The 15,356-nt window shown below is 45.1% G+C and carries 14 protein-coding genes; 3 read left to right on the top strand and 11 right to left on the bottom strand.

What is annotated here, in order from left to right:
- Window positions 1-5: 5 nt before the first annotated feature.
- The 7 genes from ACTQWB_RS09910 to sdaAB all read right to left on the bottom strand — a co-directional run bounded on the left by ACTQWB_RS09910 (window position 6) and on the right by sdaAB (window position 7,083).
- Window positions 6-1,334, bottom strand: a complete 1,329-nt coding sequence (locus tag ACTQWB_RS09910; protein ID WP_441501094.1) for an amidohydrolase family protein — start codon at window positions 1,332-1,334, stop codon at window positions 6-8.
- Window positions 1,331-2,584: a Zn-dependent hydrolase gene (locus tag ACTQWB_RS09905; RefSeq protein ID WP_441501093.1), complete on the bottom strand. Its 1,254-nt coding sequence runs from the start codon at window positions 2,582-2,584 to the stop codon at window positions 1,331-1,333. Before ACTQWB_RS09905 ends, ACTQWB_RS09910 begins: the two co-directional genes overlap by 4 nt.
- A 126-nt stretch (window positions 2,585-2,710) precedes the next feature.
- Window positions 2,711-3,115 carry an aconitase X swivel domain-containing protein gene (locus ACTQWB_RS09900; protein ID WP_441501092.1) on the bottom strand — a complete coding sequence of 135 codons (405 nt, stop codon included), beginning with the start codon at window positions 3,113-3,115 and terminating at the stop codon, window positions 2,711-2,713.
- Window positions 3,116-3,182: 67 nt separating this feature from the next.
- Window positions 3,183-4,388, bottom strand: coding sequence for an aconitase X catalytic domain-containing protein (locus ACTQWB_RS09895; RefSeq protein ID WP_441501091.1), 1,206 nt, complete (start codon window positions 4,386-4,388; stop codon window positions 3,183-3,185).
- Window positions 4,389-4,583: 195 nt separating this feature from the next.
- Window positions 4,584-5,495 (bottom strand): MurR/RpiR family transcriptional regulator, encoded by a 912-nt coding sequence (locus ACTQWB_RS09890; RefSeq protein ID WP_441501090.1) that lies wholly within the window; start codon window positions 5,493-5,495, stop codon window positions 4,584-4,586.
- A 28-nt stretch (window positions 5,496-5,523) separates the two neighbouring features.
- The gene (sdaAA, locus tag ACTQWB_RS09885) at window positions 5,524-6,414 is read right to left on the bottom strand and encodes an L-serine ammonia-lyase, iron-sulfur-dependent, subunit alpha (protein WP_441501089.1); all 891 of its coding nucleotides are present in this window, start codon (window positions 6,412-6,414) and stop codon (window positions 5,524-5,526) included.
- Between the two features lie 12 nt (window positions 6,415-6,426).
- A complete protein-coding gene (gene sdaAB, locus ACTQWB_RS09880) occupies window positions 6,427-7,083 on the bottom strand; it encodes an L-serine ammonia-lyase, iron-sulfur-dependent subunit beta (RefSeq protein ID WP_441501132.1) in 657 nt (218 codons plus the stop codon).
- A 416-nt stretch (window positions 7,084-7,499) separates the two neighbouring features.
- Here sdaAB and ACTQWB_RS09875 point away from each other — a divergent pair, with 416 nt between their 5' ends.
- Both ACTQWB_RS09875 and tagD read left to right on the top strand, forming a co-directional pair.
- Window positions 7,500-9,206 carry an acetolactate synthase large subunit gene (locus ACTQWB_RS09875; protein WP_441501088.1) on the top strand — a complete coding sequence of 569 codons (1,707 nt, stop codon included), beginning with the start codon at window positions 7,500-7,502 and terminating at the stop codon, window positions 9,204-9,206.
- A 270-nt stretch (window positions 9,207-9,476) separates the two neighbouring features.
- Complete coding sequence (tagD, locus tag ACTQWB_RS09870) at window positions 9,477-9,866, top strand: glycerol-3-phosphate cytidylyltransferase (RefSeq protein WP_118584161.1); 390 nt, start codon at window positions 9,477-9,479, stop codon at window positions 9,864-9,866.
- 118 nt (window positions 9,867-9,984) lie between these two features.
- On the opposite strand, the gene arfA is transcribed toward tagD, so the two are convergent.
- On the bottom strand, window positions 9,985-11,484 hold the full coding sequence (arfA, locus tag ACTQWB_RS09865) for an arabinosylfuranosidase ArfA (RefSeq protein WP_441501087.1): 1,500 nt from the start codon (window positions 11,482-11,484) through the stop codon (window positions 9,985-9,987).
- Window positions 11,485-11,741: 257 nt separating this feature from the next.
- Here arfA and ACTQWB_RS09860 point away from each other — a divergent pair, with 257 nt between their 5' ends.
- Window positions 11,742-12,566, top strand: a complete 825-nt coding sequence (locus ACTQWB_RS09860; protein WP_441501086.1) for a helix-turn-helix domain-containing protein — start codon at window positions 11,742-11,744, stop codon at window positions 12,564-12,566.
- Here ACTQWB_RS09860 and ACTQWB_RS09855 read toward each other — a convergent pair.
- The 3 genes from ACTQWB_RS09855 to ACTQWB_RS09845 form a co-directional block, all read right to left on the bottom strand.
- Entirely contained in the window at window positions 12,563-13,387 is an 825-nt protein-coding gene (locus tag ACTQWB_RS09855; protein WP_441501085.1) for a glycosyltransferase family 2 protein, read from the bottom strand. The two genes, ACTQWB_RS09860 and ACTQWB_RS09855, sit on opposite strands and share 4 nt — an antisense overlap.
- A 124-nt stretch (window positions 13,388-13,511) precedes the next feature.
- Window positions 13,512-13,865, bottom strand: coding sequence for a hypothetical protein (locus ACTQWB_RS09850; protein WP_441514609.1), 354 nt, complete (start codon window positions 13,863-13,865; stop codon window positions 13,512-13,514).
- 494 nt (window positions 13,866-14,359) lie between these two features.
- Window positions 14,360-15,334, bottom strand: a complete 975-nt coding sequence (locus tag ACTQWB_RS09845) for a type IV pilin protein (RefSeq protein ID WP_441501083.1) — start codon at window positions 15,332-15,334, stop codon at window positions 14,360-14,362.
- Between the last annotated feature and the right edge of the window lie 22 nt (window positions 15,335-15,356).

Below are 15,356 nucleotides of genomic sequence, written 5' to 3'. Positions count from 1 at the left end.
TTTATTTAACGGTTTAACCGTTCCATGGTTTCTTTCACTCTTCTGGAAATCTCCCGTTCACTTACTGTCGTCAGCTGCCCGTCTTTTACAGTGGGCTTTCCGGCTACGATCACGGTGCGTACCGCAGTTGGTTCCATGGAGTACACAATATTAGGAAGCATCTGCTCCAGAGAATCACTAAGAGGCATCATCGAAAGATCTTCCAGATCGATTCCTACAAAGTCCGCTTTATAACCCTCTTCAATTTTTCCAATCTTAAAGTTCAGAAGCAGGCCGCCATTTTCTGTTCCCATCTGGAACGCCTGTTCATAATTGACACAAAGAGCATCACAGGTTTTCGCTTTCTGCAGAAGAGAAACCATCCGCATTTCCTCAAAAACACTGATCCGGTTGTTGCTGCAGCCTCCGTCACTTCCAAGTGCAACGGTCACTCCGGCTTTCAACATTCCCGGAATATCTGTAATTCCATCTGCCAGAAACATGTTACTGGAAGGACAATAGACCAGGCCTCCTTTTTTCTCACCCAGAAGAGCGATTTCCTCTGGGGAAAGCCATACACCGTGGATGATAACCATGGAGTCATCCACAACGCCCAGCCGGTCCAGATATTCCAGAGTTCCAAGTCCATCATGTTCTTTTTTCACCTGTTCCACTTCGAAAGGCTCTTCTGCCACATGAATATGAAATTTCACATTCAGTTTTCTGGCAATTTCATGGCCCCTCTGGATCATCTCCGGCGTAGCAGCATGAAGACTGTGCGGTGCCGGAAGAATATTTACCATGGGATCGTCCTTGTATTCCTCTGCCAGATATAAGGTATTTTCCACAGCCTGCGGAACCGTTTCTACATATCCTGCCGGAGCCCCGTCCCAGTCATACATGGTCCGGTTCAGGGAAAGCCGGATCCCCAGATCCTTTGCAGCCTGTATGATCGCAAGGTCGCTTTCCCTTCCATAATTATGGAGGTAAAAGAAATCCCCCACTGTGGTTACGCCACGCTTCATCATTTCCCCAAAAGCGAACAACGCACCGTTATAAATATCCTCTTTGCTCATTTTCGGAGAATAATAATACAGGGATCGGTCTCTCCATTCCAGGAACGGCCGGTCTGCTGCAATTCCACGGAGAAGGCTCTGGAAACAATGATTGTGGGCATTGACCGCTCCTGGCAGAAGCACCTGTTCACTGAGATGGAGCTGCTTGGCCTGGGGATATTTTTCCAGAAGCTGTTTCTTAGGTTCCACGCTTATAATGGAATCTCCTTCTGTGAGCACTCCGTAATCTGGGTAAAATTTATTCTTATAATAAAGATATTTTGGAAATATTAGTTTCATGGCAATTCCTCGTCCATTTTTAAGATTGTATCAAGAGCAAGCTGGCCTGCTTTTATCACATCTGCATCTTCTGTAAATTCTTCCCTGCAATGTCCCTTGCCGCCTACACTTCTGGTGAAAATCATTCCGACTTTTGTAACCAGCTGCATATTTGCGGCATCATGTCCTGCCATGCTGACCATTACATTTTCCGGTTCCTTCATCTTCACCAGATTTTCTTTTACGATCCGCTGGATGTCTTCATCCATAAAACGTGCCGGCTGGTCCAGAAGGACAGAACGCTGAAGCTTTACGTTTCGGGAGTCTTCTATTTTCTTTGTCAGTGCATCCAGCTGTTTTACAATTTCTGTTATGATTTTCCGTTCACAGGTACGGATATCTATGATTCCAACTGCACTTCCAGGAATGATGTTGGCTTCATTGGGATTTACCTTCACATATCCCATCGTACCTACCACATCCGGATCTTCATAGGCTGCCACAATTTCGTTAAGTCCTGTTGCGAAATCAGCCAATGCCAGGAAAGCATCTTTCCGGTCAGGCATCATGGTGGTTCCCGCATGATTATTTTCCCCGCTGATTCGGATTTCTTCCCGGTAGATTCCTGTAATGGTGCTTACCCCGCTAAGATGAAGTCCCTGGGCTTCCAGGTGTCTGCCAAGCTCATTGTGCACTTCCAGGAACCCAGCAAGCTCTCCTGGCTGGATTCTTGCCTTCTCCAGCTCTGAAATATTGCCGCCCAGCCATTTGATAGTATCTTCCAGGCTTTTCCCTGTTTCCCGGTTATATATATGGGTAAGATCGTCCTTCCGGAGTCTTCCGCTGATCACTTTGCTTCCAAGTGTAGATAAATTATAGGGATTGGGTTCCTCTCCTGTGAAAGAAATGGCATATAGGGGATGCTTCAATGGAATTCCCTGTTCCACGATTGTTTCCAGTACTTCGGTGGCGATCAGCACTCCCATCGCCCCATCGTATTTCCCTCCATCTGGCACGGCATCGTGATGGGATCCGATTACCAGGGGTTTCCTGTTTTCAAGCCCCTGGTGTCTGACCCAGAGATTTGCGATGGGATCTGTTTCCGGTTCTGCTTCCAGGTGCTCCTGCCAGTAACTTTTCAGCCATTCACGGGTATCATAATCAGCCTGGGAACCGAGGCTTCTATCAATTCCACCTTTTTCGTTAAGTCCAAACTGGGCCATCCGGGTCAAATTCTGGAGAAGACGTTCTCCGTTGATCTGATATCCCATGTGGTCACCTCCCTGCTTTACAACTTTTTCTCCATGCGAATTATTTTGGATGTCAGTTCCAAAATGCCACGAATGAGTTCCAAGATCAAAAGCTTTATTGTGCAAGCACGAACAGCTTTCTAACCTTTATAGAATTTCCACATAGCCTTCATCTGCATTTACCAATACTGAGTCCCCATCTTTCACCGTTTTATAAAATTCAGGATCCACTTTATCAACCATTGGGATGTCCATGATGATCGCGCTGGAAACAAGTACGGTTTCCGGATACTGGATGATCATAGCTTTTGGCATATTCCCGTTTTTATTCAACTGGAACAATCCATCCGCCTGTACTACTGAGCTCCCCTTTCCGCTTGGGAAAATCAGGATTTTTCCGGCCATGGATTTTCCATATAAAGCATGTGCCGGTTCTATGACAACTCCGGTTTCCGGCCGGATCAGGTAAAACATAATGTCATCTTCTGACACAATCGCTTCCGCGGTTGCTTTTCCTTCTGAAATTTTGTGGCATGTAAATTTCTGTCCCATATATCGTCCTTTCCGGCTGTATTTTTAAGCCTGAATTTTCTTTTTCTATTTGCAGCTGTTCAAATTTTCATACAACAGTTCCTGTAAGTGCAGCCTCAATACAGGTATCCAGATCACGGATCACAAATTCAATTCCCCGGCGTTTCGGATAATATGCACATTTTGGAGATTCCGTAACACCGAATTTTCCGCTTAAACCATGCCAGCAGGGCTGATCCGGACAGGTATCGGGAACAATGTAACCGCCGGCTTTTTCAATTGTTTCAGATATTCCCATTCTGTCTGCAAGCTCTTTTACGTGATAGGAAGTAAGGATCCACATTGGAACCTTCAAGGTTTTTCCATCCAGCTTCCCTGCAATGTGCATGCACTGTTCCAGTGTAAAATGTGGACATCCGAACATTGCGAAATCAATTTTACGGTTTCCGGTGTTAGAAATCTCTTCCAGTATCTCGTCCAGATCCTCATTGGTAATGGTTACCACACGTTCTGGTTCTTTTCCGCCGAAAGCCTGTTCCAGTGTCTGCGCCTCAGGTGTAAATCCTTCAATGTGATACATTCCATAGGCTCCTGAGGTGTTCAGCTGTGCACCCAGGTTGGTAAGTGCCTCTTTCCCGATATGTTTTGGAAGGCCGGTAAATACCGGAATTCCCTGGCCAATTTTCTTTCCGCAATACCCCAGGAGATGATACTGGAAATCAGATTTCATATCCGCTTTCACTTCTACCAGGATATTTCCTTTTCTGTTTTCATCCAGAAGCAGGCCATATTCCGGAACATATCCGGTGATTGCTGCGCACAGGGCACTGTTGGCTCCTTCACGGTTGCTTCGCGCCCCCCACACGGAATTGATATAAGGAGTGGCACTGGATTCAGAAAATGCACAGATCTCGCCGAAGTTTGGCACGTTTGTTGCTACATATGGAGTACAGTTATAAGTAAGGATCGCACCAAGCCCTTTGTAAGCATTGTGTGTCCGCATCATCATGGCCGCATCTTCCTCGGATACCATGTTATGTTCTTTAAAAAAGGATACGCAAAAACCTGGATTTACAGTTGGTGCAACCCTACAGTGGGCTCCTGCTGCCAGCAGCTTTTCCGCAAACCAGAGGTCTGCATCCTGGTTGCTCAGTGCCACATGTGCCCTGGTAATGGGAACCATTCTCGGTGCATCAAAGGATTCCCCGATGGCCACCTGGATTTTCATGGCATAAGCTGTTCCCTCTCCGTATTTTCCATCCAGCATGTCCTGCTGTTCCTGTGTCAGCTTCATATATGATCCGCTCCTTTCAGATAGCAAAAGGCGCCCTTCTTATGAAGAGCGCCTTTGTTCTCAGTTTACTTTTGCTTCACGTTAATTTACTTTACGTTCACTTTGCGTTATTAAGTTTAGGTGAATAATAATGCTATTCCTGTTTTTTGTCAAGAATAATTTTATTATTTTTCAAAAAAATTATTTTTTAAAAAGTTATTTTCCGAAAAAATTATGGCACAAGACATCCTGTTTCTCAATCTGATCCAGACGTGCCTGCACATCCGGAATTTTTTTGGAAACATCTGTGATCAGCAAATTCATCAGTGCCATGGGCGTACTGTAAAGGTCAAAAATAGAGGAAACCGTTGTTGGCACCAGCAGATTTAAAGAAGAAAAGCGGCATAACGGGGAAAACCGGCTATCCGTTATCACAGCCAGTTCAAAACCGGCTTCTTTTAATTCTCTTGCCTTATCTACCAATACCTGTGGATATCTTGGAAAGCCCACGATCAGGATCAGGGTATCCTCTTTTTTCTTATTCAGTGAAAGGTAATCCCAGCTTTCCTGGCCTGGGGTAATCATCTCCACACCATCACGCAGCTTGTCCATGGTATATTTCATATATGGGAGTAAGGTTGCCGACATGCGCGCCGATAACAATATGATGTTTTTTTGCGCAGCCAGCTTTTCAACCACACTGGTATAAGCATCTTCCTGTACAATTTCCTTGAGAAGCCGAAGATTCTCCACCTCTTTCTCAATCACATCATCTGTATGATGCGAGCTGTTGGATGTGTAATAATAACGCTGAGGTGCAGTTATCTCTTTACCCACCATTTTTTGAAGGCAGCGGAGAAAATCAGCGTAGCCCTTGTACCCAAGAGCAATAAAAAACTTGGATACGCTTGCCTGGCTCACCGACAGCTTCCCTGCCAATTCCCCTGCTGTCATAAAGATCAGCTCCATATGATGATTTTCTACAAAGGCAGCTATTTTCTGATATACCACAGAATCCGCTGAAACCTCCAGCATCCGTTTTACTAATTCTTCCATTGTGGTGATTTCCAGTTCTTTCGTGATTTCCAGTTCTTCCTTTGCGGTAATTTCCATTTCTTTTTCCTTCATAAGCCCTCACCTGTCTGCCGTAATGGCTTCAACTGTCTATTCCAAACACCTGCTGGTGCAGCTTTCGTCCTGTTGGTGTCGCGGCCAGTCCACCCTCCGCCGTTTCTTTCAATGCAGCTGGCATGGCATCTCCCACTTTCTTCATGGACCAGATAACTTCGTCAGCCGGAATTGCACTTCGGATCCCGGCAAGGGCAAGCTCTGCAGCCACAAATGCACCTGCGACGCCAGAGGCATTCCGCTTGATGCAGGGAATCTCCACCAGACCGGCAACCGGGTCACAGACAAGACCGAGAATATTTTTCAGCGCAGTTGCCACCGCAGAAGCAATCATGTCAGGCGTCCCGCCAGCCAGCTCCACAATTGCCGCAGCCGCCATGGCAGATGCGGAACCGCACTCCGCCTGACACCCGCCCTGGGCTCCTGCAAGGGAAGCATTATTGGCGATCACCATTCCCACCGCCGAAGCTGTAAAAAGGGACATCACGCATTCCTTTTCTGTAAGCTTATACTGCTCCTGCATGGTCAGCACCGCTGCTGGAACAATGCCGCAGCTTCCGGCTGTAGGAGCTGCCACGATTCTTCCCATGGAAGCGTTTAACTCGGATACCGCAAGAGCGCGGTAAAGAGCGCCTCCAAGAAGGGGACCGGTAAGATTCCTTCCCTGTTCTACAGCAGTGCGCATCCGGTAGGCATCCCCTCCCGTAAGGCCACTGGTGCTTTTCAGACCCGGGGCACTTCCAGGCTGGATACAGGATGCCATAACCTGATAGTTTTCCTGCATTTTTTCATATATTTCCTGCTCTGGCAGCTCCATCTGCTCTGCCTGCTGTGCAAGAACCAGATCTGATAAGCGGCAGTCATTGTCCTTCGCCGCCTTTAACAGGGACTCTATTGAATGATAGTTTAATTCCACCATAACTTTTCCTTTCTATAACGCCAGCCTCGTACTTGAATAAATGTTCTCCAGGCAATTGATCCGCTCATTTAACTCCGGACCAAAATGGCTGTCACTTTCAATGGTCATAACAGCCAGACCACCTTTTTCCTTACGGGCCAGATGAAAATTACAGATATTCACACCAGACTCAGCCATCAGTTCCGTAACTGCTGCAATGGTTCCCGGCGCATCTTTATGAAGTACGATCAAGGCCGGATTCTGCCCGGTAAGAGAAACCTCCATTCCATTCACACGGGTGATCAGAATATTGCCGCCGCCAATACTGCTGCCCCGAAGGGATACTTTCTCCCCGCCTGCCCCCACAAGAGTAATCTCTGCTGTATTCGGATGGGCGTCCTCCAGCTCTCCTGTTTCAATCTGAATCTTCAGCCCCTCTTTTTTGGCAACATCAAGGGAAAAGCGAATACGCTCATCGTCTGTTTTCATGCCAAGGATTCCGGCTACCAAAGCCTTGTCTGTGCCATGTCCCTTATAGGTTTTTGCAAAAGATCCATGTAAAAAAATATGTGCCTGTACCGGTTTTTCCCCAAGAAGTGCCCGGGTCACCAGACCAATCCTCGCCGCTCCCGCTGTATGGGAACTGGATGGACCGATCATAACAGGCCCCAGAATGTCAAATACATTCATATCATTTTCCTCTTCCTTTTTACTGACAGCCATCAGATGCGTCTGCATCTGCTCTGTTATTATCCCATCTTAACATTAAAACATACGATTTACAACATGATTACAGCGTGTTGGTTGCCTGTATTGGTTTCCTGTTGGTTGCCTGAACCATAATCAGTTTACTGTTCACTCCGCGTACAGTAACCGTTTCGCGATGCACAGAAATCATGCATTCCCATGATTTCGCGCCGCATTTCCCGGATTTCCTGTAACCTTTGGTCACAAAAAACACATCGCAAATACCAAAAATATCTTTACAGCAATAAAATGATGTGCTAGAATGCGGTCATCAACATAAAAGAGAGTGAAAACAAAGCCGTTTTCGTGGTAATACGCCATGGAAGCGGCTTTTTTCATAGCACAAAGAGGGGTAAGAAATGAACGACAGAGCAGAAAAACACATCAGGGAAGAAGTAACGGAGCCTCAGAAAAAACAGGAAAGCTGTACTGCGGCAGAGGTGTTAGTAAAATGCCTGGAAAAAGAAGGCGTGGAATATGTTTTCGGCATTCCAGGCGAAGAAAACCTGGATATGATGAATGCATTGGAAAAATCCAGTATCCGTGTTATCGTTGTACGTCATGAACAGGGTGCCGCATTTATGGCAGACATGTATGGCAGACTTACCGGAAAAGCAGGCGTATGTTTTTCCACCCTGGGACCTGGAGCAGCCAATCTGATCACAGGAACAGCAGACGCCAATTCCGATGGTGCACCGGTAATTGCCATCACCGGCCAGGTGGGAACCGAAAGAATGCATCTGACTTCCCATCAGTACCTGGATCTGGTGGAATTATTCGCGCCCATCACCAAGCGCAGTAAGCAGATTGTCAATCCTGATTCCGTAAATGAGATCATGCGGATTGCTTTTAAATATGCCGAAAGCGAAAAACCAGGCGCATGTCACGTGGACTTGCCTACCAACGTAGCGAAAATGAAAGTAACACCGGGACTTGCAGAAATCCCCATTGATAAGCAGATATACTCCAAGGAATATGCATCTTTCAGCAGCATCGACCAGGCCGCAGCTCTGATCTATAAGGCCAAGCATCCTGTTATCCTTGCGGGACACAGTGCTGTCAGAAATCATGCGGGAGAGGCACTTACCAGCTTTGCAGATGAGCTGAAAATACCAGTAGTCAATACAATGATGGCAAAAGGTATCATCCCCTACAAAAACAAATATTCCATGTGGACCATCGGAATCCCCCAAAAAGACTACCAGAATGAAATCCTGGACATGGCAGATCTGGTAATCGCCGTGGGATATGACATTGTGGAGTTTGCCCCGGGCAAATGGAATGATAACGATAAGCATAAGATCATCCATATTGACCAGCGCCCTGCCCATATCAACATGCTCTATCAACCCCAGGTACAGGTTATCGGCGATATCTCCTATTCCCTGCAGCAGATCCAGTACCGCAGTGACGCCAAGGAGGAACCTACTGAAATCCTCGGTCTGAAAAAAGAAATGGTAGCGGAATACGAAAGCTACGCTGAAGATACCTCATTTCCAATGAAGCCCCAGAAAATCTTATATGATGTGCGGAAATTCATGGGAGAAGACGACATCGTGATTTCCGATGTAGGCGCTCACAAAATGTGGATTGCCCGTGAATACAACTGCTATAAACCAAATACCTGCATTATCTCAAACGGTTTCGCGACCATGGGAATCGCTGTTCCCGGGGCTGTAGCTGCCAAGCTGGTCAATCCAAATAAAAAGGTGCTTGCAATATCAGGGGATGGCGGGTTCATGATGAACAGCCAGGAATACGAAACAGCCCTTAGGGAAGGTGCCCCTATTGTAACCCTGATCTTTTCTGATGCAAGCTATGGACTGATCAAATGGAAACAGATGGATCATTTTGGAAAAAATTGTTTTGTAGATTTCACCAACCCGGATTTTGTGAAATATGCCGAGAGCATGCATGCCAAAGGATACCGGGTGGAAAAGGCAGAAGATCTGATTCCCATCCTGGAGGATGCCTTTAAACAGACCGTTCCCTGTATCATTGACTGCCCGGTAGACTACAGCGAAAACACGAAATTGTCGGAATATCTGCATGAGAAATTTGAATAGAGAAAGGTGATGGTTGCTGCTATACCTGGGTGAAAAGCTTGTGTAAAATCTTTGTCTTATAATTTTCCGTTTATTTTGCCTGGTTCCTGTGGTAGAATAACCACATAGATATGATTAGAATTAAATTCAAAAGCTATATTATTCTAAAGCTTGTTTGAAAAAGGCTTTCTGCAAAATACACCGCAAAGTGAGGTGTCCAGATTGCAGGAATGATTTTTCAAACATGCTCTCGCATTATAGAAATACAAATTCGGGAAAGGCAGGCAATTCATGAAACGAGTAATCACTTACGGCACTTTTGATCTGCTACATTACGGACATATTAATCTGCTCCGCAGAGCCAAGGCTTATGGAGACTATCTGATCGTAGCTTTGTCTACAGATGAATTTAACTGGAATGAGAAGCATAAAAAATGCTATTTCTCTTATGAAAAGAGGAAATCCCTGCTGGAAGCCATCCGTTATGTGGATCTGGTCATTCCAGAGGAAAACTGGGAGCAGAAAGTCAGTGACATTAAGGAATATCACGTAGATACTTTTGTCATGGGAGATGACTGGGAAGGGAAATTCGATTTCCTGAAGCCTTATTGCGACGTGGTATATCTGCCGCGAACACCTGAAATCTCCACTACGCAGATCAAGGCAGATCTGCAGAAATAAATAATGTAAATCATATGGAGTGTACCCGCAGAGATAATCCTGTAGGTACACTCCTGTTTTATTTTAAGTCTTGTGGATACACTCCATTTTATTTTAAGTTCTGGTAACACTCCCAATTTTATTTTCCAAGGCGAATCATGTTCCAGCTATGCTTTCCAAGTACTGTAGCGAGCTTACCGCCATCAATTTTAGATGCTTCTGATTTCGCCGGAACTACCGTATCTGGTGCCGCTTCTGTATTCACAGCTTTCATATCTTCATTAGTAAGTATAATGTGCTCTTTCACCTGATATCCCTCGAACTGGCGCAGGTCACAGCTAACCTCAAGATCCTCTTCCAGGCTCTTATTCACGGCAAAAATCGTAAGGGTGTCTTCCTCTTCATTCCATACACACACAGAGTCTAGATAAGAAACATCACTGTAGTTCCTGCTGTCATATACTGGTGCCAGAACCTGTGTATTCAGCACAGTTCCGCGGCCGAAAATGCTGGTGTACATATACGGGTAAAAAATAGTCTGGCGCCATGCTCCTGTATCAGAGGTCATAATCGGTGCAATAACATTTACCAGCTGTGCCAGGCAGGCCATTTTCACACGGTCAGCGTGACGAAGCAATGTGATCAGCATACTTCCCACCAGAAGTGCATCTTCGAAATTATACACATCTTCTAACTGATGCGGTGCTTTTCCCCATTTTTCCAGCTTCTCATCCGCTTCGTTGCTGTGATACCAGACATTCCACTCGTCAAAGGACAGATTGATCCGTTTCTTTCCATGCTTCTTCGCACGTACAGCATCACAAATGCTGACCACGCCGGAAATGAAATCGTCCATTCCCTTGGAATTGGCAAGGAAATCCGGCGTATCATCTGCTGCATTGCCATAGTACTGGTGAAGAGACATATAATCGACCAGATCATAGCATTCGTCCAGAACTGTATATTCCCAGTCACCAAAAGTCGGCATTCCCAGGTAGGAGCTGCCACAGGCAACTGTCTCGATTTCCGGATCCAGCATTTTCATAATACGGGAGGTCTCTGCTGCTGTCCTTCCATATTCATAGGCGGTCTTGTGCCCCATCTGCCATGGACCGTCCATCTCATTTCCCAGACACCAGGTCTTAATATTGTGAGGCTCTGCGTGACCATTTGCCTTACGCATATCACTGTAATAAGTGCCACCCTTAAAGTTACAATATTCCAGAAGATTTCTGGCTTCCTCTGGCCCCCTTGTACCCAGGTTCACTGCCATCATAATGTCTGTGTCTGCTTTCTTCGCCCAGTCCACGAACTCATCCAGACCGAAGTGGTTATTCTCGATCACGCCCCATGCAAGCTCTGGCCTGGCTGGACGCAGTTCCTTAGGTCCTACGCTGTCCTCCCAGCGGAACCCGGAAACAAAGTTACCACCTGGGTAACGGACAATGGGAACCTGGAGCTCTCTTACCAGTTCCAGAGTGTCCTTACGGAAGCCCTGTTCATCAGATAGATGACTTCCTTCCTGATAAATTCCTTCATAGACAGCACGGCCCAGCTGCTCGATAAAGGAACCGAAGATACGCTTGTCTACCTTACCGGTGAGAAAATATTTGTCAATAATGATCTGTGCTTTTTTCATGGGGATCCTCCTTTTATTTCAGCTATTTAGCAGCTGAACACTTCTATAATAATATCTGACTTTTCGTTTACAGCTCAATTTGCTGTATGCTCTTGTTTTCTATATCTTCTCGTTTCTGTTTGTTCTTATTTTCTATATGTTTCTATTTCTTATTTTAATAAAAACCAGCTATTTTTCCAGTTTTTTTCTTCCGATATAGTTGACTTTTTTTCCGATAATCACTACAGTGAAAGAAAGACCTGAAGGGAGGTTATATAATGAGTGATCCGAATGCTTCAGATATGAATTTTTCCATCCAGTTCTGCGAATATAATTATTCCAACCCGGATTATGACCAGATCTACCGCCCCAGTGGAAGCGGTGATTATCTGTTTCTGCTTTTTAAGACACCTATGAAGGTTTATCTGGACCAGAAGCTTTGCATTTCCAGGGAAAATGCCTGTATTCTTTATGCTCCCGGATATGAGCAGCATTATAAGGCAGTACAGAAATTCCGGAACAGTTATCTTCATTTTTCATGTAGGGAAAATCCAGGGGAACGTTTTGGGATTCCTTTGAATACTATTTTTTATCCCGGGAACCCGGAAGACATTGATAATTGCATCCGTCTTCTGCACAAAGAGCATATATCAAATGATTTATTTTCCGATGAGTATGAATACACTCTTTTCAGACAGCTTATGATCACGGTTGCAAGAGGACTTGAGTCACATCAGATACGGGGAAATGGAACAGAGGGGGAGGAGCTTTATTCGGCCTTCCGGAAGCTCCGGCTGGAAATGCTGACGAATTACGCCAGGCCATGGGACACGCAGGAGCTTTGTGCTTCTGTTAATCTGGAAAAAAGCCAATTCTACTCCTGCTATCAGAAGTTTTTCCAGAGTACCCCACATGCGGACCTTCTACAGATCCGGATGGATAAGGCAAAAAACCTGCTGACCAACCAGGCGCTCACCGTACAGCATATCGCGCGGGCGTGCGGATTTTCGGATTTTTCACATTTCAGCAGGTATTTTAAGAAACAGACAGGATACTCTCCGGCACAGTGGCGGAAGCGGCTTGTTACAATCTGCACATCTTAGCGGTACTTCCAGATACCATGAAACGCGTAGGACAGGAAAAAGCATGCACTTTTCAGCGGCCCGTAGCCAACGTACCGATATACCTGATACGTCATAGCTGCTGATTTCATTTTATTCCTGGACTTGCCGCCTTCGGACAGGCGGTATTTCAGATACGGCTTATCGATTCCAGTAGCATGACCATACTTACGTACTACCTTCAGCCAGGTGATGTAATCCTCATGGCTGTCGTCATGCTCCATAGGAAATTCCAGGGCTACCTCACGTAGGATCAGTACTGAGGAACAATTGATGCTGTTATGTTTCAGAAGCTGGCGGTAATCCAGTCTGGATTTAACTGGAATGTATTTACCTGTTGAGGTGCCATCTGGATTCATCAGATCACGGCCAGTGGAACACAGTACGTCACCAGTCTTGTCAAGTGCTTCCAGCTGGGCGGACAGTTTCCCATCTTCCCACCAGTCATCAGCATCCAGAAACGCGATATATTTCCCCCTGGCCATGGAGACACCACGGTTGCGGGAACCGGCTGCACCGAGGTTGTGCTCATTCTTTACATAGATAAAATCCGGGTGCTTTTCCCAAGGAGACAATGCTTCTCTGGTTCCGTCGGTGGAACCATCGTCAATGATGATCAATTCCAGGGGGACATTCTGGGAATAGACGGACTGAACTGCCTGGGCAATGTATTCCGCACCATTGTATACGGGCATGATGACAGAAACAAGGGGAGAAGGCTTCTGCGGACTGCTTTCTTCTTTCTTATGTTTATCTGGTGCTTCCTGGCTCTGCATTACTTTCCGATCATCTGCTCTTTCCACGTTCTGTATTCCTTTCGCTTCTTGCTTCTACAGGACTTGTGTTTCCTGATCTGCAATGATTTTCCTCATTATAATCCAGAAAGTTTGATTCGTCCAGCCTCTCCATAGTTTTCATGTTTTGAGCTTACGCCAGACCAAATTCTGTCATCATTTTTCTACGATATGTATTATCTGTGCTCGCCAGCAACAGATCATCTATACGGCCTTGGGAAATCAGCTTCTGGTTCAGTTTTCCCATAAGGTTTTCTCCCTCGCTTCTTCCCTCCATGCGGCTATCCTTCATCATATCATCAAACGCTTTACACATATCGAAATTACCTCCTACAATCTCTACTTCTTTTTTTATATTCTTCATTGCTCTGATTCCGGACAATACTGTCAATAGATCATAGGTGTCTTCTGACAGTTTAGAGAAAACACTTTTATTCGCTTCTATATATGTCAGCAATAAGCTGTTTTCCCCCCAAAATAACACCATTCAAAAGGTCTGCTATTCGGTGTAAATTCCTAAAATATTCAATTGATACCGCATTTGTCTCCTTCATGCACACTCCTTTCCAGGTATGATATTGTGTGTAAGATAAAGCAGACGAACGCTGGGGAATACTGGAATATACTAGAAAAACTATATTTTTGACAATTTCTTTATATTTAGCTCTTTATATCATTATATGTAATTTAGTTTTGTTTTTCAAGTATTAGTATATTTTTTTCTTTATCATTTTCACACATACATCATCGTTTAATATTCTAATCTTTAAATGGAACAAGCTGGTCGAATGACCGGATACAGATTCTTCTGTAAGATTCTTTTGTGAAATTTACTTCTATGAAAGCAGTTCTAGTATAAGACCACTGTAAAGAAATTGTCAATTAGACATTATGGACAAAATATCCTGTGATTGCTTGCATCAAGCTTTCACAGGATACTCTAAAATGCACTATTTTAAATCACGCTAAACCAGAAAAAACTTATTTAATAATCTTCACCCATGGGTCTCCGTAGGCATTTGGATTAGGTCTTGCCTGTCCTTTATAACCAGCTTTATAAACATACGCGGTTCCATCATCATCTATAAATATATCACCGTATGACGATTCAGGAACATTGCCTTGAGTATCAACATCATTGGATGTATAAAATCTACCCGAAACCATCGCAAAGTTGCTTTTTCTATTATCTGACATTGGATTAAAATATCCCCACTGATTAAATTCTTGTCTATTAGTTTCCAGAGATATATAGTATATACCTTCAAAACGAACAATTTGCCCCGTTTTCCAACTATACCAACCATTGGTGGGAGCAGTTGGCCAATCAACCATGCCATTTTTTTCTACAATCGACTTCCAAGCATCTCCCATTGAGGGTATCGGCGTCGGAGTTACAGAACCTCCTGTTCCCGGTGTAGAATTCTCTCCAGAATCTCCACTTCCACCACCAGTGCCACCATCACCCCCCCCCGATGTTCCACCAGATGTCCCTGAGTTTCCCCCGCTCCACTCAAACGAAACATACTCTCCCGTTGAGCCTGCCACCGGATGATATGTAACCTTACAATACCCATTCGGTCCCGGTTCGCCAATCCAATACGGTGATCCAGCGCTCGACGACACCCCTCCAATCGTAATCGGCAGCGCCGTCTGCCAGCCATCCTGTTTCTGTTTCAGAGGCTGTACCGTAATGGAATACTCATTTTTCTGTGAGTCATATATTGTCTGAGTACTGTCTTTCGTATAGATTGCAGTGGTATCCCCTGTTATCGCAGCCATCATCACTTCCGCGTAGGCTGACCTGACGTCTGAAAGATCAACTGCCTCCCGGCTTTTTTCCAGCTGGCTCGTAAAAATTGGAATGGCAATTGCTACCAGCACTGCAATAATTGCCACTACAATTAACAATTCTGCCAATGTAAAACCACTGACCGATTTCTTTTTTCTTTCCATAAACATTTCCTTATCTCTTGTA

The organism is Blautia sp. HCP3S3_H10_2 (assembly GCF_052122375.1).
In the GTDB taxonomy this organism is placed as follows: domain Bacteria; phylum Bacillota; class Clostridia; order Lachnospirales; family Lachnospiraceae; genus Blautia_A.
The sequence above is the reverse complement of the archived record's forward strand: the minus strand, read 5'-3'. Positions and strand labels throughout refer to the sequence as shown.

What these genes read in the sequence shown, in the direction of transcription:
- ACTQWB_RS09910 (WP_441501094.1), bottom strand. Translation starts at nt 1,334, where the DNA reads ATGAAACTAATATTTCCAAAATATCTTTATTATAAGAATAAATTTTAC.
- ACTQWB_RS09905 (WP_441501093.1), bottom strand. Translation starts at nt 2,584, where the DNA reads ATGGGATATCAGATCAACGGAGAACGTCTTCTCCAGAATTTGACCCGG.
- ACTQWB_RS09900 (WP_441501092.1), bottom strand. Translation starts at nt 3,115, where the DNA reads ATGGGACAGAAATTTACATGCCACAAAATTTCAGAAGGAAAAGCAACC.
- ACTQWB_RS09895 (WP_441501091.1), bottom strand. Translation starts at nt 4,388, where the DNA reads ATGAAGCTGACACAGGAACAGCAGGACATGCTGGATGGAAAATACGGA.
- ACTQWB_RS09890 (WP_441501090.1), bottom strand. Translation starts at nt 5,495, where the DNA reads ATGAAGGAAAAAGAAATGGAAATTACCGCAAAGGAAGAACTGGAAATC.
- sdaAA (WP_441501089.1), bottom strand. Translation starts at nt 6,414, where the DNA reads ATGGTGGAATTAAACTATCATTCAATAGAGTCCCTGTTAAAGGCGGCG.
- sdaAB (WP_441501132.1), bottom strand. Translation starts at nt 7,083, where the DNA reads ATGAATGTATTTGACATTCTGGGGCCTGTTATGATCGGTCCATCCAGT.
- ACTQWB_RS09875 (WP_441501088.1), top strand. Translation starts at nt 7,500, where the DNA reads ATGAACGACAGAGCAGAAAAACACATCAGGGAAGAAGTAACGGAGCCT.
- tagD (WP_118584161.1), top strand. Translation starts at nt 9,477, where the DNA reads ATGAAACGAGTAATCACTTACGGCACTTTTGATCTGCTACATTACGGA.
- arfA (WP_441501087.1), bottom strand. Translation starts at nt 11,484, where the DNA reads ATGAAAAAAGCACAGATCATTATTGACAAATATTTTCTCACCGGTAAG.
- ACTQWB_RS09860 (WP_441501086.1), top strand. Translation starts at nt 11,742, where the DNA reads ATGAGTGATCCGAATGCTTCAGATATGAATTTTTCCATCCAGTTCTGC.
- ACTQWB_RS09850 (WP_441514609.1), bottom strand. Translation starts at nt 13,865, where the DNA reads ATGGTGTTATTTTGGGGGGAAAACAGCTTATTGCTGACATATATAGAA.
- ACTQWB_RS09845 (WP_441501083.1), bottom strand. Translation starts at nt 15,334, where the DNA reads ATGGAAAGAAAAAAGAAATCGGTCAGTGGTTTTACATTGGCAGAATTG.